Below are 23,375 nucleotides of genomic sequence, written 5' to 3'. Positions count from 1 at the left end.
CATGGCCGACGCAACCATCGAGAAGGCCGGCCTGCTCATCGTCGACAAGCAGGCCGGGATCACCAGCCACGACGTCGTGTCGCGGTGCCGCAAGATCTTCGACACCCGCCGGGTCGGCCACGCCGGCACCCTGGACCCGATGGCCACCGGCGTTCTCGTCGTCGGGATCGAGAGGGCGACAAAGCTTCTCGGCCTGCTATCGTTGACCACCAAGTCCTACACGGCGACCATCCGGCTGGGCGCCTCGACCACCACCGACGACCGCGAGGGGGAGATCCTCACCACCGCGGACGCCTCCGGTGTGACCGACGACGAGATCGCCTCGGGCGTCGCCGATCTCACCGGCGACATCCAGCAGGTCCCGGCGAAGGTGTCGGCGATCAAGGTCGACGGCCGGCGAGCGCACGCCCTGGTCCGCACCGGCGCCGACTTCGACCTCGAAGCCCGCCCGGTCACCGTGTCACGATTCGACGTGCTCGCCATACGGCGCGACGGCGACACCGACAACGGCACCCCGGGCGTGGTGGATCTCGATGTCGCGGTGGACTGTTCGTCGGGTACCTACATCCGGTCCCTGGCCCGTGACCTCGGCGCCGCACTGGGGGTCGGGGGACACCTCACCGCACTCCGACGCACCGCGGTCGGGCCCTTCACCCTTGAACACGCCCGCACGCTCGACGAGGTCCGCGAGGACGGCCGCGTCAGCCTCGACATCGACGAGGCCGTGAAGCTGTCCTTCCCGCGCCGCGACATCAGCGACGACGAGGCCGAATCCATCAGCCAGGGACGGTGGCTCGAGCCGATCGGCATGAAGGGCGTCTACGTGGTCGTCGACCCGCACGAGCAGGCCATCGCGCTGATCCAGGAGAAGGGCAAGCGGGCGAGTTCGGTGATGGTGGTACGACCCGCGACCCTGCGTTAGCGCGGGACGACGAAGATCGCGCGGGCGGCGATGTCGCCCAGGTCGATCGGCGCCGCGTCGTCGAGGGACACCGAGATGGTGCCGGCGAACGGCCGCTTCTCGGCGACGGTCACCACGCGGTCGAGGGCCACGCCCACCTCGTCGAAGTAGCGCAGCATCTCCGGATCGGTGTCGGAGATGCGTGCGATGCATCCCGACGCCCCGACCTCGAGGTCGGCGAGCAGGGCCGCGGCGGGAGTGGGGATCGAACCGTCGAGTGCGGGGATCGGGTCGCCGTGCGGATCCCGGTCGGGGAAGCCGAGTTTGGCGTCGAGCCGGGCCATCAGGCGGTCGGACACCGCGTGCTCGAGGATCTCGGCCTCGTCGTGCACCTCGTCCCAGCGGTAGCCGAGTTCACGGACGAGGAAGGTCTCGATGAGACGGTGGCGCCGCACCATGAGGATCGCGGCCTCGCGGCCGTGATCGGTGAGTGTCACCGCGCCGTAGGGCTCGTGGGAGACCAGACCCTGGTCGGCGAGCTTGCGGATGGCCTCCGACGCGGTGGACGGGGACACTCCGAGGGACTGGGCCAGCAGCTTGGTGGTGACCTTGACGTCCTCCCACTCCTGGCTGGTCCAGATGACCTTCAGATAGTCCTGGGTGACCTGTGACAGCTCGGTCACCGGACGGTCTGATCGCCATGGCATGGATCGAGCTTAGCGTCCCCTTGTCGCCTCGCCGACACCTCGTCGTCGGCATCGTGTCCGCTCGTAGGCGTGTGGCGGTGGTGGTTTGGAACTGGTGCTCCCCGTAGGCTGGTCGCGTGTTGCGATGGCGAGGTCTTGATGACATCCCCGCGGACTGGGGACGGTGCGTGGTCACCATCGGTGTCTTCGACGGTGTGCACCGTGGGCATGCCGAACTGATCCATGCCGCCACGAAGGCGGCGAAGGAACACGGGGTGCCCTCCGTGCTGATGACCTTCGACCCGCATCCGTCGGAGGTCGTGCGGCCGGGATCCCATCCGCCGCAACTGACCACGCTGACGCGACGGGCAGAACTGGCCGAGGAGCTCGGGATCGACGTCTTCTGCGTCATGCCGTTCACCCCGGAGCTCGCGGCCCGCTCGCCCAAGGACTTCGCCCACGACATCCTCGTGGAGACACTGCATGCCGCCGACGTGGTGGTGGGGGACAACTTCACCTTCGGACGCAAGGCCGCCGGCGATGTCGCGAAACTGACCGAGCTCGGCGCCAAGTTCGGCTTCGAGGTGCAGGCCATCTCGCTGTTCGGCGAACACGCGGTGACCTACTCGTCGACCTACATCCGGTCCTGCGTCGCCGCCGGCGACATGGACCGCGCCGCCGAGGCCCTGGGCCGCCCGCATCGGGTGGAGGGCGTCGTCGTCCGCGGTGACGGTCGCGGACGCGATCTCGGCTATCCGACCGCCAACGTCGCGCCGCCGATGTACGCCGCGATCCCGGCCGACGGCGTGTACGCGGCCTGGTTCACGATCCTCGGCGTCGGCCCGGCCGTCGGTGAGGTCGTCCCGGGGGAGCGCTATCAGGCCGCGGTGTCGGTGGGCACCAACCCGACCTTCTCCGGACGCACCCGCACGGTCGAGGCCTTCGTCCTCGACAAGAACGCCGACCTCTACGGCCAGCACGTCGCCGTCGATTTCGTCCACCGCATCCGCGGCATGGTCCAGTTCGACGGGATCGACGCCCTCATCGACGAGATGGGGAACGACGTCGCCAAGACCAGGGAGATCCTGGCGGCGGCCGAGACATCGTGAGCGCTCTCGGCAAGAGTCCCGCTCAGACGTCGGCGATCGCCGCGGCCCTCGCGTCGGTCGTGCTCGGCCTGGTGGTCGTGGCCGCGACGTTCATGCAATGGGTGGACCTCGCCGCGGTGGGACTCGCACCGCTCAACCCGAACGGTTTCGGCGTCCACGACGGGCGCTACGCGCAGACGCTCGGAACCCAGCTGACGCTCGGGTGGTTCACCGTCCCCCTCGGTCTGCTGATCATCGTCGGTGGTCTCGCCGCCCTCTACGGCCTCGTGCGGCGGGTGGGTGCACCCCACCCGGGTTTCGCCACGGTCGCCGGGGCAGGTGTCGGCGTCGTCGTCATGGCCGGGGCGGTACCCGTGCGGCCCCTCGGGCTGACGCTGCCGCTGGGGCAGATCGGGGCGACATCGGCGGCCGCCGACGTCGGTGAACCGACCGTCGGCTTGTTCCTGATGCTCGCCGCGGCCCTGACCTCCGTTGTTCTCGGACTGATCGGCGTCTCGCTGACCGGGCGAGGCGCCGAGCGTCAACCGGCCCGACGCCTGCTCGCCATCGCGATCGTCGTCGGTGCGGTCATCGGCGTGGTCGCCGTCGCCCTGGTGTGGTGGTGGCTCGGCCGTGACGCGGCCATCAGCATCCATGGACTCGGGCCGGTCCCGCACGGATTTGGGGCGGGCCCACTCCGGCAGGTAGCCTGATCAGTCGGTGTTGCTGCAGTCCGCAGTGGCGCACCGGATGTATCTGAGACGCGGCACTGAGAAACAGGAGTATCTCCATGGCTTTGACTGTCGAGCAGAAGAAGGAAATCCTCAGCGAGTACGGTCTGCACGAGACCGACACCGGTTCGCCCGAGGCCCAGGTCGCTCTGCTGACCAAGCGCATCGTCGACCTCACCGAGCACCTCAAGCAGCACAAGCACGACCACCACAGCCGCCGCGGTCTGCTGCTGCTCGTCGGCCGTCGTCGTCGCCTGCTGAAGTACGTCGCCAAGGTCGACATCAACCGCTACCGTTCGCTCATCGAGCGCCTCGGCCTGCGTCGCTGATCGCAGACCGCGACAACAGACTCACCACCGGCCATCTCCCGAACGGGAGGTGGCCGGTTTGTCATATTGAGGTATTGACACGGCGCGGTGATAGGCTGACAACGGATCGTTGCCGTGAACTGATGGCAGTGCGTGACGAGCCAGATCGGTCCTCGGTAGTGGCCGCCGGAACAATGGTTCCGGCCGCTTCGATCGAAGGCCGTCTGAGCACTCAACCGGGCGCGAAACGTCGCGCCATTCACCCGCTGCCGTATTTTCTCGGCGCGTTCTGGGTCGGTCCGATCCGCGCGTGCGACGAGCTCCACAGCACGACTGCACCGGCATTCGGTGCACGCTGCGCACCTCGCGATGACCACCCTCAACCGCACAAGCGGCCATCTCTGCGTGGCCGCGCATCACGACGGCCGCTAACGGCAGCCGCTACGAAGGGATTCCACCCCACATGACAGATGTGAACACCACCGAAGAATTCACCGACGAGTACGACGACGCCATCACCGAGGCCACCGCGATCATCGACAACGGGAGCTTCGGCACCCGCACGATCCGCTTCGAGACCGGACGCCTCGCCCTGCAGGCCGCCGGCTCGGTGACCGCGTACCTCGACGACGAGAACATGCTGCTCTCGACCACCACCGCGTCGAAGCACCCGAAGGAGCACTTCGACTTCTTCCCGCTGACCGTGGACGTCGAGGAGCGGATGTACGCCGCCGGCCGCATCCCCGGATCGTTCTTCCGTCGTGAGGGCCGTCCGTCGACCGACGCGATCCTCACCTGCCGTCTGATCGACCGCCCGCTGCGCCCGTCCTTCGTCGACGGCCTCCGCAACGAGATCCAGGTCGTCGTGACCGTGCTGTCGCTCGACCCGAACGACCTCTACGACGTCGTGGCCATCAACGCCGCGTCGGCGTCGACCCAGCTCGCGGGTCTGCCGTTCTCCGGCCCGGTGGGCGGCGTGCGTGTCGCGCTCATCCCGACCGAGGAGAACAAGGCCGGCCAGTGGGTGGCGTTCCCGACCGTCGAACAGCTCGAGGGCGCCGTGTTCGACATGGTCGTCGCGGGCCGTATCGTCAGCGGTGAAGGCGATTCCGCCGACGTCGCGATCATGATGGTCGAGGCCGAGGCCACCGACAACGTCATCGACCTGATCGCCGGCGGTGCTCAGGCGCCGACCGAGGCGATCGTCGCCGAGGGCCTCGAAGCCGCCAAGCCGTTCATCGCCCGCCTCTGCGAGGCACAGAAGTCGCTGGCCGCAGCCGCTGCCAAGGACACCGGGGAGTTCCCGCTGTACCCGCCGTACCAGGACGACGTCTACGAGGCCGTCGCCGCCGCCGCGACCGAGCGCCTCTCGGAGATCCTCACGATCCCCGGCAAGCAGGAGCGCGACGACAAGACCGACGAGCTCAAGGCCGACATCCTCGCCCAGCTCGGCGAGCAGTTCGAGGGTCGTGAGAAGGAGATCGGCGGCGCCTACCGTTCGCTGACCAAGAAGCTGGTGCGCCAGCGCATCCTGACCGACCACTTCCGCATCGACGGTCGTGGCATCACCGACATCCGCGCACTCTCCGCCGAGGTCGGCGTGATCCCGCGCGCCCACGGCAGTGCGCTGTTCGAGCGTGGCGAGACCCAGATCATGGGCATCACCACACTCGACATGGTCAAGATGGCGCAGCAGATCGACTCGCTCGGACCCGAGACGTCCAAGCGGTACATGCACCACTACAACTTCCCGCCGTACTCGACCGGTGAGACCGGCCGCGTCGGTTCGCCCAAGCGTCGCGAAATCGGACACGGAGCGCTCGCCGAGCGTGCCCTCATGCCGGTGCTCCCGAGCGTCGAGGACTTCCCGTACGCGATCCGTCAGGTCTCGGAGGCCCTGGGCTCCAACGGTTCCACCTCGATGGGTTCGGTCTGCGCCTCGACCATGTCGCTGCTCAACGCCGGTGTGCCGCTGCGCGCCCCGGTCGCCGGCATCGCCATGGGCCTGGTCTCCGACACCGTCGACGGCGAGACCCGCTATGTCGCACTGACCGACATCCTCGGCGCCGAGGATGCCTTCGGCGACATGGACTTCAAGGTCGCGGGCACGAAGGACTTCGTGACCGCTCTGCAGCTCGACACCAAGCTCGACGGCATCCCGTCGCCGGTGCTCGCGGGTGCGCTCAGCCAGGCCAAGGACGCCCGGCTGACCATCCTCGACGTCATGGCCGAGGCCATCGACGAGCCCGACGAGATGAGCCCGTTCGCACCGCGGATCACCACCATCAAGATCCCGATGGACAAGATCGGCGAGCTGATCGGCCCCAAGGGCAAGACGATCAACGGCATCACCGAGGAGACCGGCGCCAACATCTCCATCGAGGACGACGGCACCGTGTTCGTCGGCGCCTCCGACGGGGTGAAGGCACAGGCTGCGATCGACCGCATCAACGCGATCGCCAACCCGCAGCTCCCCAAGGTCGGCGAGCGTTTCCTCGGCACCGTCGTCAAGACCACCGCCTTCGGTGCGTTCGTGTCGCTGCTGCCGGGTCGTGACGGCCTGGTGCACATCTCGAAGCTCGGTAAGGGCAAGCGCGTCAACAAGGTCGAGGACGTCGTGAACGTGGGCTCCAAGCTCCGCGTGGAGATCGCCGACATCGACGAGCGCGGCAAGATCAGCCTCGTCCCGGTCGACGAAGAGGCCGACAAGGCAGAGGCCGCAGGCGCCGAAGCGGCCACCGCCGACGCCTGAGCCGTTCTGAACTGAGGTACCCCATCGGGCCCGCCGTCCATCCGGACGACGTGCCCGATGTTCGTCCTCTTCGGCCTAAGATCTTCAGAGATGAACGGTCCGCCTGACCAGCTGACGGTCGCGCACCGCCGCGACGCCGCGCGCACACCCGCGTCGCGCACCGTGGCCGACCTGCTGCGAACCGCGCCGGTGATCGGACGGGCCGACATGACCGTGCGTCAGGCCGCGACGCTGATGACCGAGCGCGACCAGGACTACGTCGTGATCCCGCAGCCCGGCCACGGTCTCGGGCTGCTCACCGACGCCGACATCCGGGCGCGCGTCGTCGCCGCCGGACGAAACCTCGACACCCCGGTGGGGGAGGTCGTCGACGGTCCGGCGTTCGTCGTCGACGCCCGGACGTCGGCGATCGACGCCCTCACCGAGCTCGTCGACCGCGACCTCACGGTGATCCCGGTACGCGACGCCGACGGCACCGTCCTCGGCGTTGTCGGCGCGAGTGATTTCGTCGCCGACCCGGCCGGTTCGAGCATGCCGCTGCGCGAACAGATCTCACGGTCGCAGACGGTGGAGGAACTGCAGGGACACGCGCAACGCATCCCGCAACTGGTCGCCGATCTCGTGCGGCGCGATCGACCGGCACACGAGGTCACCCAGGTCGCCTCCCTCATCGTCGACGCCGTCGTGCTGCGGGGACTGCGGCTGGTCGTCGACTCCCGTCCCGACGTCGATCCCGCCGCGTACACCTGGTTGTCGCTCGGCAGCAATGCGCGTCGGGAGCCGGTGCTGAGTTCGGATGTCGACTCCGCGGTCGTGTTCGACGACTCGCTGGGAGGGTCCGAGCTCGACGGCTACCGTGGGGCTTTCGCGGAGCTCGACGACCTGTTGCGCGGTGCCGGCCTGACCGTGGACACCAAGGGCGCCGTCGCGTCGAAGCCGTTGTTCTCGCGGACCCGCAGCCAGTGGCAGACGGCGGCACGAGGGTGGATCGACACGCCGCTGGAAGACAAGGGGATGATCTTCACGTCGCTGATCCTCGACGGCCGGCCGCTGGCCGGGCCGCGTCGTGGTTCGGCGGCACCGACGCCGGGAGTCGAGATGATCGGCGCCCTGCGCGCCGACCCGCGCACCATGCGGTTGCTGCTCGAGGAGTCGTTGTCGACCAAGGCGCGACTGCGCTCGATGCGTGACGTCCTGACCCGGCGCCCGGGGGCGTTCGACGTCAAGGCCAATGCGCTGACGCCGCTGATCAACATCGCCCGCTGGGTGGCGTTGAGCGTCGAATCCACCGAGGTGAACACACGCGCGCGTCTCCAGGCGGCGTCGGGGAGCGCCTTGCTCACCGACGACGATGCGACGACGCTGACGGAGGTGTTCGACGTCCTGCAACGGGTGCGGTTGCGGTATCAGGTCGCGCAGTTCGATCGTGGCGAGACACCGACGGACGTGCTGGAGATGGGGCGGCTGTCGCCGCTGGACCGGAGCCTGGTGGCGCAGGCGGTGCGAGAGATCGCCGGTGTCCAGCGCAGAATGGCGGGTATGAGCCACTACCAGGTGAACTGAGATGCCATGTGCCTGATCCTCTTCGCGTGGAACGCACATCCCGAGCACCGGCTGATCGTCGCGGCCAACCGCGACGAGTACCACCGGCGGCGCACGTATGCGCTGTCCCGGTGGGATGAGCTGCCGATCATCGCCGGACGCGACGCCCTCGCCGGCGGCACCTGGATGGGTGTGTCCGCCGACGTCCCCGGCCGGGTCGCGATGGTGACGAATGTGCGGGTCGGTCCGCCCGAACGCGCCGGGGTCCGCTCGCGCGGGCAGTTGCCGGTGGACTTCCTTGACGGCGACGAGGACCCGAAGGTGTTCGCCGATCGCGTCGTGGAACAGGCCGCCGACTACGACCCGGTGAACCTGCTCATCGGTGATGCCACGGATCTGTGGTGGGTGACGAATCGACCGGCTCCGCACGCCGAGCGGGTGGCCGACGGCGTGCACGGCGTGTCCAACGGTGCGCTCGACAACGACTGGCCGAAGGTCGCCGACGGTACTGTTGCACTCCGTGACCTGATCTCCGCCGGCGCCTCCGACGACGACTACTTCTCGATGCTGGCCGACCAGGACCGCCCCGACCCGGTGCGGCTGCCCGACACCGGCGTCGGAGCCGAGTTCGAGGCGGCCCTGTCGTCGAAGTTCATCAACATCCCGGGATACGGGACGCGGGCGTCGACCCTGCTGCGCATCGGTCACGACGGCCACGGCGCGATCGTCGAACGCCGCTACGGGTACCGCGGGAAGCGGCGGGGAACCACCCGCATCGCCTTCTGAACGCGGGTGGCCGCGCTGATCAGTTGTGTGCGAACGGCATCGCCGCGACGGGGAGACCGAGCGCCTCGCCGACCTCGGCGGTGAACAGCTCGCCGCGATGGGTGCTCAGACCCGATGCCAGTGCCGGATCGGTGTCGCAGGCCTTCTTCCAGCCCTGATCCGCCAGGCGCAGCACGTAGGGGAGGGTCGCCCCGGTGAGCGCGTGCGTGGATGTGCGGGCGACGGTGCCGGGCATGTTGGCCACGCAGTAGAAGGTGGTGTCGTGCACGGTGAAGGTGGGGTCGGCGTGGGTCGTGGGATGCGAATCCTCGAAGCAACCGCCCTGGTCGATCGCGATGTCGACGAGAACCGCACCCGACTTCATCTGCGCGACAAGGCTGTTGGGCACCAGGACCGGCGCCTTGGCGCCCGGGACGAGGACGGCGCCGATGACCAGGTCGGCCTTCTTGACCGCGTCGTCGAGCGCGAGCTTGGTGCTGTAGCGGGTGTGGACGCGGCCGGCGAACCGGGCGTCGATCGCGCGGAGCTTGGCGATGTCGAGGTCGAAGACGGTGACCTGGGCGCCCATGCCGACGGCGATCGTCGCCGCGTTGACGCCGCTGACCCCGCCGCCGATGACGACGACCTCGGCCGGCTCGGTGCCGGGGACGCCGCCCATGAGGACGCCGCGGCCACCCTCGGACTTCATCAGGTGATAGGCGCCGACCTGAGGTGCGAGCCGTCCGGCGACCTCACTCATCGGCGCGAGAAGGGGGAGCGCGCCGTCTGCGGTGCGGACCATCTCGTAGGCGATGGACGTGGTGCCGGAGGCGAGCAGCGCATCGGTGCACTCCTTGCCGGCGGCCAGGTGGAGGTAGGTGAAGATCGTCTGGCCCGCGCGCATGAGGTCGAACTCGGAGGCGATCGGTTCCTTGACCTTGAGCAGCAGATCGGCCTGCTCCCAGACCCCGGCGGCGGTGCCGAGGATCTGCGCGCCGGCGGCCTTGTAGTCGTTGTCGGTGATGGCCGACCCCTCACCGGCGCCCGCCTGGACGATGACGTCGTGGCCGCGGTGGTGCAGCTCGGCGACGCCCGCCGGGGTGACGGCGACGCGGTACTCGTGGTTCTTGATCTCGGTGGGGACGCCGACGCGCATGATGCTCCCTCTCTTGTCGAAGTTTGTGCAGGAAACCTGTCCTGAGGGTGAAGGAACTTCAGAAGTGACACAATGCGGGTGAAGAAGATTCTTGACCAGCCGAATCTGACGAAGATGTTTCTATCGAGGAGGGTTCGATGCCTGCCGCACCGAAGGATGTTCAGCCCGGGGAGCTCGACGCGACGGACCGTGAACTGCTGAAGCTCCTGCAGTCCGACGCGCGCATGCCCAACAGTGAGCTGGCACAACGCGTGGGGATCGCCGCGTCGACGTGTCACGGCCGCATGCGCAGGCTCGTCGAACTCGGTGTCATCCGTGGTTTCTTCGCCGACGTCGATCCCGCCGCCGTCGGTCGCCCGCTGCGCGCGATGGTGGCGGTCAGTCTCCAGTCCGATGCGCGTGGGCAGATCCGGCGCTTCGTCGGCGAGATCGCCGCGTACGACGAGGTGATCGACGTGTTCTTCCTCGCCGGCGCCGACGACTACATGCTCCACGTGGCGACCGCCGACACCGAGACGCTGCGCCAGTTCGTCGAGCGGCTCAACAGCCGTCGCGAGGTCGCGGGCACCACCACGTCGCTGGTCTTCGAGCATCGCCGCGGCGATGCGCCGATCTATTGAGAATGTCCTCGCCACTAGACTGAGACCCGTTGGCACGTCGAGATCGAAGAGGGTGGACATGAGCGGTATCACGGTGGGCGTCCTGGGCAGTCAGGGCAAGGTCGGGCAGGCGATCGTCACGGCGGTCGAGAAGGCCGACGACCTCACCTACACCGTGGGCGTGGACAAGGGTGACTCGCTGGAGTTCTTCTCCGACACCGACACCCAGGTCGTCGTCGACTTCACCCACCCCGACGTCGTGATGGACAACCTCAAGTACCTCATCGCCAACGGGATTCACGCCGTCGTCGGTACCACCGGTTTCACCGAGGAACGCCTCGAGACCGTCCGCGGCTGGCTCGCCGAGAACCCGAAGGTCGGCGTGCTGATCGCCCCGAACTTCGCGATCGGCGCCGTCCTGTCGATGCGTTTCGCCGCGCAGGCCGCCAAGTACTACGACTCGGTCGAGGTCGTCGAACTGCACCACCCGCAGAAGGCCGACGCCCCGTCGGGCACCGCTTACCGAACCGCCGAACTGATCGGCCGCGCACGTGCCGAGGCGGGCGTCGGACCGAGCCCCGATGCGACCACCTCCGAACTCGACGGTGCGCGAGGGGCCGTGGTCGACGGTGTGCACGTCCATTCGGTGCGCCTGGCCGGCCTCGTCGCCCACCAGGAAGTGCTGCTAGGGACCGAGGGTGAGACGCTCACCATCCGCCACGACTCGCTCGACCGGTCGTCGTTCGCGCCCGGTGTGCTCCTCGGGGTGCGCAGCATCGCGGACCGTCCGGGTCTGACCATCGGACTCGAAGAACTGATGGACCTCTGATCACCATGGTCGATGACGGCACTCACGACGAGGGCACCCACACCGGCGACACCGAGGGCGGCGCGCCGCAGCTGGGGCCGAAGAAGAAGGACGCGCGACCGATCGTCTGGATGATCGGGTTCCTCGTCGTGGCGCTGATCGTCTACTTCGTGCTGCTCGGCTGGCGTGGCTTCCAGCTCATCGCCACGGGGACCGCAGCGGGAATCGGGTTGGGGCTCGGTGTCATCGCCCTACCGCTCATCGGCGCCTGGCTGATCTACGCGACGCTCCGCGCAGGCCTGGAACACCAGAAGCTCGCCGCGATCATGGCCGAGGAGGGTCGCGAGCTCGACATCTCGAACCTTCCGCACCGCGCCTCCGGCCGCATGGAACGCGGCGCCGCCGACGAGCTGTTCGCCCAGGTCAAGGCCGAGTGGGAGGCCGATCCGAACGACTGGCGGAACACATACCGCATCGCCCGCGCCTACGACTACGCCGGCGACCGCCCCCGAGCCCGCGCGATGATGAAACGCGCGGTCGCGCAGTTTCACGGCAGCGAGCAGTAGGGACCCGGGAGGGCCAGATGGTTCTGCTCGAGGGTGCGAACGCGGCTGATAGGTTGCTGGCGTTCGCGGGGAGGTCGTGATGTCCGACGATGCCAAGCGACTCCTGATCGTTCACCACACGCCGTCGCCCCACTGCCAGGAGATGTTCGAGGCCGTCATCTCCGGTGCGACGGACCCGGAGATAGAAGGCGTCGAGGTGGTCCGTCGAGCCGCGCTGGCGGTGACCGCGAGCGACTTCCTGGAGGCCGACGGTTACATCCTCGGCACCCCCGCCAACCTCGGATACATCAGTGGCGCACTGAAACACGCCTTCGACGTCAGCTACTACCAGATCCTCGACTCGACGCAGGGTCGCCCGTTCGGTGCGTACTTCCACGGCAACCAGGGAACCGAGGGCGCGGAGAAGGCCCTCACCTCCATCACCACCGGCCTCGGCTGGGTGAAATCCGCTGAGTACGTGGTGGTTTCGGAGAAGCCGACCAAAGTCGACCGCGAAGCGTGCTGGGAGTTGGGCGCGACGGTTGCGGCGCAGCTCATGGGCTAGTGTCCTCGGCCGCGTCCCCTGGGCCGGCGGCTTCGTTCCTTTTCGCCTCGATCAACCCCCGTCGTCCATTGGCGCCGTGTGTTCCGCGGAACACTTGCGAGTCTGTGACCTGCAGAATTGTCGGTGCCCGGCGATAGCTTGTTCGTATACCTGTTCGAACTGGCTGGGGGGTCGGGATGTCTGTTACCGCGTTACGTGCCGAGGGTGTGTCGTCGATGTTCGATGGCGCGGATCCGAAGTCGTTGTCGGACGAGGTGCTCGAGGTTCGGGTGCTCGGTTACGCCGCACAGATCACAGCGTTGACGGCCGATCTTCTTGATTTGGTGGCGGAGTTGGATGAGCGGGAGTCGTGGCGGGGGCCGGGGATTCACTCACTGGCGCACTGGCTTTCCTGGAAGGCGGGGATTGCGCCGCGGACGGCGCACGAACAGGTGCGGGTCGCGAAGGCATTGCGCGAGCTCCCGCTGATCCGGCAGCACTTCAGCGAAGGTCGGCTGACGTATTCCAAGGTGCGAGCGTTGACGCGGGTGGCCACGCCGATGCGGGAGCCGGAGTTGGTGAATCTGGCGTTGTCGTGCACGGCGTCGCAGCTGGAGAAGGCGGTGCGGGCGATGCGGCAGATCGACCGGGGCTACAGCGATGGTGGGGAGTTGACGCCGCCGGCGGAGTCGTCGGCTCGGTGGAAGTGGAATGCGGATGGATCGTTGTCGGTGTCGATGACACTGACGCCTCTTGATGGGGCGCGGTTTCTGGCGGGGACGGTGCGCGCGGAGTATGAACGCGCCCGCACGATGGGCGATCCGGACCTGCCGAGTGTTCCGCGGAACACTCCCGGCGAACTGGAAACCGAATCCGGGGAGACGGATTCGGAGGTGAAGCCGGCGAATCGTCGGGATCTGTGGCGAAACGTACCGTCAAATATTGCTGCGGCGGTGGTGGCGATGGCCGATGCGGTGCATGAGGGAATCGCGATGCCCGACCTCGCTCCCGGGGCCGAGATCTTGATCCATGTCGGAGACGGGGTGGAGCATGCGCATCTGGATGACGGTCCGGCGTTGTCGGAGGCCGAGGTAGAGGAAGCGGCGTGTGGTGCGTCGTTGCGGGAAGCGTTGTCCCGCCGGGTGGCGGGGAGTCCGGGGAAGCGGGCGTTGTTGGGGTTGGGGCGCAAGCAGCGGGCTCCGTCCAAGGCGATGATTCGGGCGTTGTTCCTGCGGGATCGGTGTTGTCAGACGCCGGGATGTGGGCGGACGCGGCATCTGCATGCGCATCATGTGGTGTTCTGGTCGGCCGGTGGGGAGACCGAGTTGGACAACCTGATTCTGTTGTGCGGCTCGTGTCATCGAGCATTGCATCGGGGCGAGTTTGCGATCAAGGGACTTGGGCAGCAACGGTTTTCGTTCCATATGTCCGATGGTTCGGTGATTCAGTCGAGTCCACCGACAGGCGCGTCCGGACAATGGCGACCGGACGGACGGATTGCCGCGGGTGCGACGGTGCCGATCGGTGGCGGGAAGCTCGATCTCGGGTACGCCACCGAGGTGATCTACGCGGTGTGGGAATGGAAGGAGCGCCAGTCGACGGCCAATCCTGCGGCTGCTTGATTCCGGCCGGCCCGCCCAGAGTGCAGAGCGTTCCGCGGAACGCTCGTGACGCCGATTGTCCGGTGCGCTGTTAAGCTTTCTCCCGGAGTGCCGGGAAGTCTGGTCGGCTGCGTGTTTGTCGTTGGTCGTGATCCGCGGTCGGCGGCGACGCGTACGTTGCCGCACCACTGAGGACGACCATGCACTCACTTCAGCACCCTGAACCGAAACCACGCCTGTTCGCGCGAGGCTCCTGGCCGGAGACCTCCCGCATCACCGACATCCTCCGCAAGGAAACCGTCGGCGGGATGCTCCTCCTCGTTGCCACCGTGGCGGCGTTGGCGTGGGCGAACTCCCCATGGTCGGCGGCGTACTTCGATCTCGCCGATGTTCGAGTCGGTACCGACGCCCTCGGCCTGCACCTCGACCTCACCCTCGCCACCTGGGCGGCCGACGGCCTCCTCGCGATCTTCTTCTTCATCGTCGGCCTGGAGTTGAAGCGAGAATTCGTCGCCGGCGACCTGCGTGACCCCGCCCGGGCCGCGCTGCCGGTGGTCGCCGCCATCGGGGGCATGGCGGTACCGGCCGTCATCTTCGTCGCATTCACCGCACGAGCCGGCGACGGCGCAGTACAGGGGTGGGCCATCCCGACGGCCACCGACATCGCCTTCGCGGTCGCGGTGCTGGCGGTGATCTCCACACACCTGCCCGCGGCGCTGCGTACCTTCCTCCTGACCCTGGCAGTGGTCGACGACCTGCTCGCGATCACCGTCATCGCGGTGTTCTACAGCGACACGATCAACGGCTCGGCCCTGGCGCTCGCGCTGCTGCCACTCGCGGCGTTCGCGATCTGTGTACAGCGGGGGATACGCGCCTGGTGGATCCTGCTTCCGCTCGCGGTGCTGACATGGGCGTTCGTCCACGAGTCAGGAGTGCACGCAACCGTCGCGGGGGTGTTGCTCGGGTTCACCGTCCCGGTCCTGCACCGGATATCCGACGACTCGGCCAAGCCAGGTCTCGCCGAACAGTTCGAGCACCGGATCAGGCCCCTCTCAGCAGGTTTCGCGGTCCCGGTGTTCGCCTTCTTCGCCGCAGGCGTCGCCATCGGCGGGCTCGACGGTCTCCGCGACGCCCTCGGCGATCCCATCGCGCTCGGCATCGTCTTCGGGCTCGTCATCGGCAAGGTGGTGGGGATCGTCGGCACCAGCGCCCTGCTGGCCACCTTCACCCGCGCATCGCTCGACGCCGACGTGCGGTGGATCGACGTGGTCGGCGTCGCGATGCTGGCCGGAATCGGATTCACGGTGTCGCTACTCATCGGTGACCTCGCCTACGAATCGGGCACCGAACGCGACGAGCTGGTGAAGATCGGGGTCCTGGCCGGCTCCCTCATCTCCGCGTCGGCGGCCGCGGTTCTCCTTCGCCTACGAAATCGTCACTACCGCGCAGTCGCTCGCGAAGAGTCGCGTGACGACGACCACGACGGAATACCCGACGTCTACCAGCGAGAGCAGTGACATGCAGCAGACCGGACTCGGCGTGATCAACGTTCCCGAACGCGCACAGAATCCAGTACGTGCGATCGGTATACGCGTCGCCATCGCCGTCGGCGTCATCTCGATCGCGACGGCGGTGGTCTACGTCGACCGGGATGCCTACAGCCACGCACTGGATGCTCCACTCACACTCCTGGACTGTCTGTACTACGTCACCGTGTCGCTCTCGACCACAGGTTACGGCGACATCGCTCCCATGACCCCGGGAGCTCGAGTCGTCAACGTTCTCGTGGTCACGCCGTTGCGCGTCCTGTTCCTGGTGGTGCTGATCGGGACGACTCTCGAGGTGCTGACCGAACGGTCTCGTCGGGCGTGGCGGATTCAACGGTGGCGGCACAACCTGCGCGACCATCACGTGATCGTCGGCTTCGGCACCAAAGGTCGAAGTGCGGCCCGCGCGCTCATCGACGCCGGCGTGGACACCGCGAGTCTCGTGGTGGTCGACAGCGACCCGAATGCGCTCGACGCCGCGGAATCGCTCAACCTGGTGGCTGTTCGTGGAGACGCCACACGGAGTGAGGTCCTCAAGCTGGCCGAGGCCGGCGCGGCCCGTGCCATCCTCATCGCTGTTCACAGCGACGCGACAGCCGTCCTCATCACCCTTACCGCCCGCCAGCTCAGTCCCGGGGCCAACATCGCGGGTGTGGTCCGCGACGCGCAGAACGTGTCGCTGCTGCGCCGATCGGGTGCCGACACCGTCGTCGTCTCCGCGGCGACCGCGGGGCGCCTCATGGGAATTGCGACTCGGACACCACATGTCGTCGAGGTGGTGGATGACCTGTTGACTCCGGGAACACGGCTGTCGATGGTCGACAGGCCCGAGGACCGTTGACCGCGGCAATGTTCCGCGGAACACCTACCTGGGGGTCAGCTTGATGATCGGCAGTTCTCGATCGGTCTTCTCCTGATACCCGGCGAACCGCTCGTTCTTGCTGATCTGATTCCAGGCCTGGGCGCGTTCGTCGCCGTGGAGCTGCTGGGCGCGGACCTCGACGGTCTTGCCGCCCACCTCGATCCGGGCCTTCTCGGGGTTCGCTTTCAAATTGTGGTACCAACCGGGGTTGTTCACGGCTCCGTTCGCCGACGCCACGATCAGCCAGCTGCCGTCGGGGCCCGGGAACCAGGCGAGCGGGGTGGCCCGCTCCTGACCGCTCTTGCGGCCGACGGTCGTCAGCACGAGCGCATTCATCCCGCCGAACTGTCCCTTACGGCGGATCATCGGCGCGACGACCTTGTTCACGATGCGCATGAAGGGGCCCTTCGGCACCCGGCCGCCGCGCGTACCCGCCGAGGTCTCGAAACTCATCGTCGAACTCTCCTTCGCCAGATGGTCTCAGTGTGCGCCTCCCGAGTGTTCCGCGGAACACTTCGGACCTGCCAGATCGGGCTCCGCACTACTCGACGTCGGCGAGGAGCCTGCTCACCTCGTACTGCCGCACCAGGAACGCCTTCTCGTCGAGCTTCTTGCGGCGCATCCAGGAGGTGACCTCGGAATTGCACTTGCTGGCATTGCACGAACCGCAGCACGGGACGACGTTGGTCACGGTGTAGCGGCCGCCCCGCGAGATCGCCAGCATGCAGTCGCGCTGGAGGGCGACGCCGTCCGCGCCGCAGTACGCGCACCCACCCCAGGCCTCCTGGAGTGCGAGCCACTGGGTGTCGGTGAGGTCGTTGTCGCGGGAGGCGACGCGCTTGCGACGCCGCTTGGCATAGCGGTTGGCGCGGGTGGTGCTGCGAGTGGCCACGGGAGGAGGATACCCCCGACGCCACATGCGTCACTGCAGTCACAGCAGGTGGTTGCCGCGTGTCGTGCGGGCGGCGACGTGTCGGGGGCTTTGCCTAGACTGACACCCGTGAGTACGGCCATCCGCGACATCTCATCGACCGGGACGATCCCCACTCCTTACGAGGACCTGCTGCGCCTCGTGCTCGAGACGGGCACCCCGAAGGCGGATCGCACCGGCACGGGCACAAAAAGTCTCTTCGGGCATCAGCTGCGCTACGACCTCGCCGAGGGCTTTCCGCTGATCACCACCAAGAAGGTGCACCTCAAGTCGATCATCTACGAGCTCCTCTGGTTTCTGCGCGGCGACTCCAACGTCCGCTGGCTCCAGGAGCGCGGCGTGACGATCTGGGACGAGTGGGCCGACACGAACGGTGAGCTCGGACCGGTGTACGGCGTCCAGTGGCGCAGCTGGCCGACTCCGTCAGGGGAGCAGATCGACCAGATCTCCGCAGCTCTCGAGATGCTCAAGACCAATCCGGATTCACGACGCAACATCGTGTCGGCGTGGAACGTGGGGGAGATCCCGCAGATGGCGCTGCCGCCCTGCCACGCGTTCTTCCAGTTCTACGTCGCCGACGGCAAGCTCTCCTGCCAGCTCTACCAGCGCTCGGCCGACCTGTTCCTCGGCGTGCCGTTCAACATCGCGTCGTACGCGCTGCTGACCCACATGATGGCGCAGCAGGCGGGCCTCGAGGTCGGCGAGTTCGTGTGGACCGGCGGCGACTGCCACATCTACGACAACCACCTCGACCAGGTGAACCTGCAGCTCTCGCGCGAACCCTACCCGTATCCGAAACTCGAGCTACGCAAGCGGGATTCGATCTTCGACTACGAGTACGACCACATCGAGATCGTCGGCTACCAGTCGCATCCCGGGATCAAGGCGCCGGTGGCGGTGTGACCCGCCGAGTCCGGCTCGTCTGGGCGCAGGGCCGCGAGGTCACCGGTGAAGGGGCCACGATCGGACGGGACAACACCATCCCCTGGCGCGTCCCCGAGGACATGGCCCGGTTCAAGGAGAAGACCCTCGGCAACCCGGTCGTCATGGGCCGCAAGACCTGGGATTCCCTTCCACCGAAGTTCCGGCCGTTGCCGGGCCGCACCAACATCGTGGTGACACGCAATCCGGACTGGTCCGCCGACGGTGCGGTGGTGGCCCGATCCGTCGAGGAGGCGTTGGATCTCGCCGACGGCGACACCGTCGGTGTCATCGGCGGTGGCGAGATCTACCGGGCGGCAATGCAGTTCGCGACCGAACTCTGCCTCACCGAGATCGACGTCGACGTCCCCGGAGCCGACGCGTTCGCGCCGGAGATCGGGCCGGGATGGACGGTGGCCGACAAGGGGGAGTGGCAGACCTCGACCACCGGTACGCCCTACCGCTTCATCGACTACACCCGCTGATGGCACCGGAACGGCTGTCTGTGGCACAGGCGCGTCGAACCGCGCTGGCGGCACAGGGTTTCGCCGATCGAGCACCGTCGGGCACCCCGACCATGGCCCACCTCAAGCGCGTCGTCGGCCGGACGGGTCTGCTCCAGATGGACTCGGTCAACATCGTCGCGCGGGCGCACTTCATGCCGCTGTACAGCCGGCTCGGTCCCTATGACCCCGACCTCCTCCATCGCGCCGCGTGGCAGCCGACGAGGGGCCGACGGCTCCTCGTCGAGTACTGGGCTCACGAGGCCGCACTCATCCCGGTCGAGGACTGGCCGCTGTTCCGTTGGCGCATGGACGAATTCGCCGACGGGCGGTACCGACACACGCGTGAGGTCATGCGCCGCAACAAAAGTCTCGCCGCGGACGTCCGCAGCGTGATCGAGGAGACCGGTGCCGCGATGCCGCGGACCATCGAGGAGAAGCTCGGCATCGAACGCGAGCCGGGCACGGCGGGGAGCTGGTGGCAGCGCGGCGAGGTCAAGCACCTGTGCGAGGCGATGTTCGCCGCAGGCGACCTGTCGGCGGTGCGGAACGGCAACTTCATGCGCCACTACGACCTCACCGAACGGGTCGTGGGCGCCGACATCGCCGCGCAGCGTCCGGATCGCGCGCAGGCACACCGGGATCTTCTCGCCCGGGCCGCGCGTTCACTCGGCGTCGCGACCGTCGCCGACCTCGCCGACTACTACCGCATCAAACCTGCCGACGCCCGGCCGGCCGTTGCCGACCTGGTGGATTCGGTTGTGCTGCACGAGGTCTCGGTGGACGGATGGCGCGACCCCGCCTATCTCGCCGACGGTGCGCCGATGCCGCGAAGCATCGACACCTCGGCGATCCTCTCGCCGTTCGACCCGCTCGTGTTCTTCCGGCCGCGAGCCGAGCGCCTCTTCGACTTCCACTACCGCATCGAGATCTACGTCCCCGAGCACAAACGCATCCACGGTTATTACGTGCTGCCCTATCTGCTGGGCACCGACATCGCCGCACGCGTCGACCTCAAGGCCGACCGCAGGTCCCGAACCCTGTTGGTACTCGGTGCCTTCTGTGAGTCCGGGCACGATCGCGGCACCGTCGCCGAACGATTGGCCGCCGACCTGCGGACTTTCGCGCGGTGGCTCGACCTCGACGACGTGTCGGTCGGCACGAAGGGTGACCTCGCGCGCGATCTCCGAGTCGTGATGGGATGCTGAGCACCGGGAGAACGCGAACCAGCGGAACAAACATCCGGGGACCAGAAGGAGAGTAGCGACGATGACCGTGTCGTATGAAGGCAACGACTACCGCTTGGTGATGTTCGACCTCGACGACACACTTGCCCCCTCGAAGAGCCCGCTCGATGACCAGATGGTGGACCTGCTCCATCGAATGCTCGACGTGAGCCTCGGGTGCATCATCTCCGGCGGCAACTTCACCCAGTTCGAGAAGCAGGTCCTCGCGCGCCTCGGCACCTTCGACTCCGTCGGCAACCTCCATCTGATGCCCACCTGCGGCACCCAGTACGTCCGTTGGGCGGGCAGCGAGTGGGAGACCGTCTACGCCGAGTACCTGACCGACGATGAGAAGAAGCGCACGGTCGACGTCCTCGAGACCGGTGCCAAGGCGCTCGGCATCTGGGAGAGCGAGACCTGGGGCGAGATCCTGGAGGACCGCGGCAGCCAGATCACCTTCAGTGCGCTCGGGCAGAAGGCCCCGGTCGACGCCAAGGCCGCCTGGGACCCGGATGGCGCGAAGAAGGAGTCGCTGCGCGCCTACGCTGCCGAACGTCTGCCCGACCTCGAGGTCCGCAGCGGCGGTTCGACGTCGGTCGACGTCACCAAGAAGGGCATCGACAAGGCGTACGGCGCGCTCAAGCTGATGGACATCCTCGGCCTGACCACCTCCGACATCCTGTTCTTCGGCGACCGCCTCGACGAGGGTGGCAACGACTACCCGGTCAAGGCACTCGGCATCACCTCGATCGCCGTGCACGGCTGGCCCGACACCCACGCCAAGCTGTCGGCGATCCTGGATCAGAGCTAGACCGCGGGTCGCCCGACCGGCTGGACCCGCTGCGTTCCGCTGCGCACCCGGAAGGACTTGGCGTAATACTGCCCCGAACGCGGGTTGGTCTTGTCGTTGAGGAAATACCAGTCCATCTGGGTGGCGGACGGCGTGACGGTCAGCACCGAGTATCCATGCGAGTCCAACTCGCAGTAGCGGATGTGGTGATTGGCGGCCCCGAACGCGGCCGCGATCGTCGGACCGGCGGTGTTCTCCGGCACGTTGAACATCTCGTCGATGTTGGTCGACGTCACCGACGTCCCGACCAGTTCTGTCGCGACGGTTCCGGCGCCGGGATAGTTCGCGACGTCGACGGGGATGTCACAGGCCCACGACGAGTGGATGTCGCCGGTGATGAACACGACGTTGTCGACGCCGTTGCTCGTGATCGAGTCGAGCAGACGCCGGCGGTCGGCGGCGTAGCCGTCCCACTGATCGGCGTTGTAGGGGATGCCTTCCCGCGGAACGCCGAGCAGCTCGGTGACCGCGCCGGTGGTCTGCGGGTCGAGCGGCGGGATCAGCACCGGCGTGATCATCACCGGGTTGCCGACGATCCGCCACCGGGTCTCCGACGACGCGAGTCCGTTGGTCAGCCACGACATCTGGGCGCGGCCCATCATCGTGCGGGCGGGATCGTCGATGCGTGACGACACCGCGTCGACCTGGAGGTCGCGGTAGGAACGCAGATCCAGCATCGACAGCTCGAGCAGCTTTCCGAACCTGAGTCGGCGGTACAGATGTCGGCCCTGCGGGTCGACGCCCGGTCGGATCGGCATCCACTCGGAGTAGGCGCGCAGGGCCGCGCTGCGGCGCACGATCCACGAGCCCTCGCCGGGCTGATGGTTCTCCGCGCCGTCCCGCCAGCTGTCGTTCGACGACTCGTGGTCGTCCCAGATGCAGATGAACGGCGTCGACCGGTGCAGTGCGGTGAGGTCGGGATCGGTCTTGTACTGCCCGTGGCGGGTTCGGTAGTCGCGCAGTGTGCGGATCTCGTGGCGCGGGTCGTGGATGCGGACCGCGCCGGTCTTCCCGGTGTACCGGCCGGTTTGGTACTCGTAGTAGTAATCGCCCAGGTGCACCACGGCGTCGAGGTCCGGCTGGTTGTTCAGATGCCGGTAGGCCGAGAAGTACCCGGCCTCCCAGTTGGCGCAGGACACGACGCCGAAGCGGAGCCGCGCGACGTCGGCCCCGGTCGCGGGAGCGGTGCGGGTGTGGCCGACCGGCGAGACGGCCCCGGCGGCCGGTCCGGACGTCACGGTGAACCGGTAGTGGTAGGTCGTCCGCGGACTCAGCCCGGTGGCGTCGACCTTGACGGTGAAGTCCTTCTCGGCCGACGTCTGCTCGACCCCGGAACCGACGATCGCACCGAAACCAGCGTCCCGAGCGATCTCCCAGCGGACCGAACATGGTTGTCCCACACCGGAACCCGGTGTCGATGCGGGGGACTGGGTGATGCGGGTCCACAGGATGACCGCGTCGGGCAGCGGGTCGCCGGAGGCCACGCCGTGAGCGAAAACGTTTCGCGGGGCGGCTTGCGCCGAGCCGGATTCGGCGACGGCGGGCAAGGTGAGGGCGGCGCCGGTGACGACCGCACCGGTTCGCAGGAAAGTCCGTCGGGTGGACTCATGCCGAGTGGACACATAGGGACCTTACCCACCGCGGACCGCGACTTCAGGCCGAATCCACGCCCCGTGGAGCGGTGGGGGACAATCAGGGCACACAAACGTCGAACGGAGGGGACTGCGTGTCCGAGTTGGTGCCACTGAAGGTGCAGATGGTCGCCATGACCCAGTTCACCCCGCCCGAGGACGTGCCGTGGAGCACGGATGCCGAGGGCGGCGAGGCGCTCGTCGAGTTCGCGGGCCGCGCCTGCTACCAGAGCTGGGACAAGCCCAACCCCCGTACCGCCACCAACGCCGGCTACCTCCGACACATCCTGGAGGTCGGGCACCTGTCGCTGCTCGAGCACGCCTCGGTGACCTTCTACATCTCCGGCATCTCGCGCTCGTGCACCCACGAGCTGATCCGCCACCGGCACTTCTCCTACTCGCAGCTGTCGCAGCGGTTCGTGCCCGAACACGACTCCAACGTCGTGGCGCCGCCGGCGATCGTCGGCGACGAGCACCTCGAGGAGCTCTTCACCGCCGCCACCGACGCGAGTCGCGAGGCCTACACCGAACTCCTCGATGCGCTGGAGGCGAAGTTCGCCGACGTGCCGAACGCGATCCTGCGCCGCAAGCAGGCACGTCAGGCGGCACGATCGGTGCTGCCGAACGCCACCGAGACCAAGATCGTCGTGACCGGCAACTACCGGGCGTGGCGGCACTTCGTCGGCATGCGCGCCACCGAGCACGCCGACGTCGAGATCCGGCAGCTCGCCGTCGAATGTTTGAGGCAGTTGATGCAGGTGGCGCCCACGGTTTTCGGCGATTTCGAGATCGGCACGCTCGCCGACGGCACCGAGGTCGCGACCTCACCGTTCGTGCTGGAAGGGTGAGACCCGTCACGGATACGGAGGCGGTAGCCT

The 23,375-nt window shown here is 67.6% G+C and carries 24 protein-coding genes; 19 read left to right on the top strand and 5 right to left on the bottom strand.

The genetic code is table 11. The features are described 5' to 3' along the window. Position 1 precedes the first annotated feature (1 nt). Positions 2–922 (top strand): tRNA pseudouridine(55) synthase TruB, encoded by a 921-nt coding sequence (gene truB / locus GKZ92_RS13360; protein WP_006359564.1) that lies wholly within the window; start codon positions 2–4, stop codon positions 920–922. Here truB and GKZ92_RS13355 read toward each other — a convergent pair. After that, the gene (locus GKZ92_RS13355) at positions 919–1,608 is read right to left on the bottom strand and encodes a metal-dependent transcriptional regulator (protein WP_164905319.1); all 690 of its coding nucleotides are present in this window, start codon (positions 1,606–1,608) and stop codon (positions 919–921) included. The genes truB and GKZ92_RS13355 overlap by 4 nt on opposite strands. 116 nt (positions 1,609–1,724) lie before the next feature. Between GKZ92_RS13355 and GKZ92_RS13350 the strand changes: the two genes are divergently transcribed. The 6 genes from GKZ92_RS13350 (at position 1,725) to GKZ92_RS13325 (ending at position 8,794) form a co-directional block, all read left to right on the top strand. Further along, the gene (locus GKZ92_RS13350) at positions 1,725–2,696 is read left to right on the top strand and encodes a bifunctional riboflavin kinase/FAD synthetase (protein ID WP_075863320.1); all 972 of its coding nucleotides are present in this window, start codon (positions 1,725–1,727) and stop codon (positions 2,694–2,696) included. Further along, positions 2,693–3,388 (top strand): hypothetical protein, encoded by a 696-nt coding sequence (locus GKZ92_RS13345; RefSeq protein ID WP_006359561.1) that lies wholly within the window; start codon positions 2,693–2,695, stop codon positions 3,386–3,388. Before GKZ92_RS13350 ends, GKZ92_RS13345 begins: the two co-directional genes overlap by 4 nt. A 77-nt stretch (positions 3,389–3,465) precedes the next feature. After that, positions 3,466–3,735 carry a 30S ribosomal protein S15 gene (gene rpsO, locus GKZ92_RS13340; RefSeq protein ID WP_005199046.1) on the top strand — a complete coding sequence of 90 codons (270 nt, stop codon included), beginning with the start codon at positions 3,466–3,468 and terminating at the stop codon, positions 3,733–3,735. Between the two features lie 442 nt (positions 3,736–4,177). Further along, positions 4,178–6,466 (top strand): polyribonucleotide nucleotidyltransferase, encoded by a 2,289-nt coding sequence (locus tag GKZ92_RS13335; protein ID WP_155225350.1) that lies wholly within the window; start codon positions 4,178–4,180, stop codon positions 6,464–6,466. Between the two features lie 90 nt (positions 6,467–6,556). Continuing rightward, positions 6,557–8,029, top strand: coding sequence for a putative nucleotidyltransferase substrate binding domain-containing protein (locus GKZ92_RS13330; protein WP_155225349.1), 1,473 nt, complete (start codon positions 6,557–6,559; stop codon positions 8,027–8,029). Positions 8,030–8,035: 6 nt separating this feature from the next. Further along, complete coding sequence (locus GKZ92_RS13325; protein ID WP_006359558.1) at positions 8,036–8,794, top strand: NRDE family protein; 759 nt, start codon at positions 8,036–8,038, stop codon at positions 8,792–8,794. 19 nt (positions 8,795–8,813) lie between these two features. Here GKZ92_RS13325 and ald read toward each other — a convergent pair whose 3' ends face one another. Further along, entirely contained in the window at positions 8,814–9,929 is a 1,116-nt protein-coding gene (ald, locus tag GKZ92_RS13320) for an alanine dehydrogenase (protein WP_006359557.1), read from the bottom strand. A gap of 137 nt (positions 9,930–10,066) precedes the next feature. Here ald and GKZ92_RS13315 point away from each other — a divergent pair, with 137 nt between their 5' ends. The 7 genes from GKZ92_RS13315 to GKZ92_RS13285 all read left to right on the top strand — a co-directional run bounded on the left by GKZ92_RS13315 (position 10,067) and on the right by GKZ92_RS13285 (position 16,414). Continuing rightward, the gene (locus tag GKZ92_RS13315) at positions 10,067–10,549 is read left to right on the top strand and encodes an Lrp/AsnC family transcriptional regulator (protein WP_006359556.1); all 483 of its coding nucleotides are present in this window, start codon (positions 10,067–10,069) and stop codon (positions 10,547–10,549) included. A gap of 58 nt (positions 10,550–10,607) precedes the next feature. Next, complete coding sequence (gene dapB, locus GKZ92_RS13310) at positions 10,608–11,357, top strand: 4-hydroxy-tetrahydrodipicolinate reductase (protein ID WP_006359555.1); 750 nt, start codon at positions 10,608–10,610, stop codon at positions 11,355–11,357. A 5-nt stretch (positions 11,358–11,362) separates the two neighbouring features. Beyond that, positions 11,363–11,902, top strand: coding sequence for a hypothetical protein (locus GKZ92_RS13305; RefSeq protein ID WP_006359554.1), 540 nt, complete (start codon positions 11,363–11,365; stop codon positions 11,900–11,902). A gap of 79 nt (positions 11,903–11,981) precedes the next feature. After that, a complete protein-coding gene (locus GKZ92_RS13300; protein ID WP_006359553.1) occupies positions 11,982–12,446 on the top strand; it encodes a flavodoxin family protein in 465 nt (154 codons plus the stop codon). Between the two features lie 215 nt (positions 12,447–12,661). Beyond that, positions 12,662–14,047: an HNH endonuclease gene (locus GKZ92_RS13295; RefSeq protein WP_187346504.1), complete on the top strand. Its 1,386-nt coding sequence runs from the start codon at positions 12,662–12,664 to the stop codon at positions 14,045–14,047. A gap of 179 nt (positions 14,048–14,226) precedes the next feature. After that, on the top strand, positions 14,227–15,543 hold the full coding sequence (gene nhaA, locus GKZ92_RS13290; protein WP_006359551.1) for a Na+/H+ antiporter NhaA: 1,317 nt from the start codon (positions 14,227–14,229) through the stop codon (positions 15,541–15,543). Position 15,544: 1 nt separating this feature from the next. Beyond that, a complete protein-coding gene (locus GKZ92_RS13285) occupies positions 15,545–16,414 on the top strand; it encodes a potassium channel family protein (protein ID WP_006359550.1) in 870 nt (289 codons plus the stop codon). 24 nt (positions 16,415–16,438) lie between these two features. Here the strand turns inward: GKZ92_RS13285 and GKZ92_RS13280 are convergent, their stop codons facing one another. Together GKZ92_RS13280 and GKZ92_RS13275 are read right to left on the bottom strand one after the other, a co-directional pair. Further along, complete coding sequence (locus tag GKZ92_RS13280; protein ID WP_006359549.1) at positions 16,439–16,888, bottom strand: nitroreductase family deazaflavin-dependent oxidoreductase; 450 nt, start codon at positions 16,886–16,888, stop codon at positions 16,439–16,441. Positions 16,889–16,976: 88 nt separating this feature from the next. Then, positions 16,977–17,354 (bottom strand): HNH endonuclease, encoded by a 378-nt coding sequence (locus GKZ92_RS13275; RefSeq protein WP_187346503.1) that lies wholly within the window; start codon positions 17,352–17,354, stop codon positions 16,977–16,979. A gap of 81 nt (positions 17,355–17,435) precedes the next feature. Here GKZ92_RS13275 and GKZ92_RS13270 point away from each other — a divergent pair, with 81 nt between their 5' ends. The 4 genes from GKZ92_RS13270 (at position 17,436) to GKZ92_RS13255 (ending at position 20,827) form a co-directional block, all read left to right on the top strand. After that, positions 17,436–18,269: a thymidylate synthase gene (locus GKZ92_RS13270; RefSeq protein WP_155225348.1), complete on the top strand. Its 834-nt coding sequence runs from the start codon at positions 17,436–17,438 to the stop codon at positions 18,267–18,269. After that, on the top strand, positions 18,266–18,772 hold the full coding sequence (locus GKZ92_RS13265; RefSeq protein WP_075863303.1) for a dihydrofolate reductase: 507 nt from the start codon (positions 18,266–18,268) through the stop codon (positions 18,770–18,772). Before GKZ92_RS13270 ends, GKZ92_RS13265 begins: the two co-directional genes overlap by 4 nt. Then, positions 18,772–19,998 carry a winged helix-turn-helix domain-containing protein gene (locus tag GKZ92_RS13260; protein ID WP_155225347.1) on the top strand — a complete coding sequence of 409 codons (1,227 nt, stop codon included), beginning with the start codon at positions 18,772–18,774 and terminating at the stop codon, positions 19,996–19,998. Before GKZ92_RS13265 ends, GKZ92_RS13260 begins: the two co-directional genes overlap by 1 nt. 61 nt (positions 19,999–20,059) lie before the next feature. After that, complete coding sequence (locus GKZ92_RS13255) at positions 20,060–20,827, top strand: HAD-IIB family hydrolase (protein WP_006359544.1); 768 nt, start codon at positions 20,060–20,062, stop codon at positions 20,825–20,827. Here the strand turns inward: GKZ92_RS13255 and GKZ92_RS13250 are convergent. Beyond that, positions 20,824–22,488: an alkaline phosphatase D family protein gene (locus GKZ92_RS13250; protein WP_006359543.1), complete on the bottom strand. Its 1,665-nt coding sequence runs from the start codon at positions 22,486–22,488 to the stop codon at positions 20,824–20,826. The two genes, GKZ92_RS13255 and GKZ92_RS13250, sit on opposite strands and share 4 nt — an antisense overlap. Positions 22,489–22,592: 104 nt before the next feature. Here GKZ92_RS13250 and thyX point away from each other — a divergent pair, with 104 nt between their 5' ends. Continuing rightward, entirely contained in the window at positions 22,593–23,345 is a 753-nt protein-coding gene (gene thyX / locus GKZ92_RS13245) for an FAD-dependent thymidylate synthase (protein WP_006359542.1), read from the top strand. Positions 23,346–23,375 lie beyond the last annotated feature (30 nt).

It is taken from the genome of Gordonia sp. 135 (assembly GCF_009720185.1).
In the GTDB taxonomy this organism is placed as follows: domain Bacteria; phylum Actinomycetota; class Actinomycetes; order Mycobacteriales; family Mycobacteriaceae; genus Gordonia; species Gordonia alkanivorans.
The sequence above is the reverse complement of the archived record's forward strand: the minus strand, read 5'-3'. Positions and strand labels throughout refer to the sequence as shown.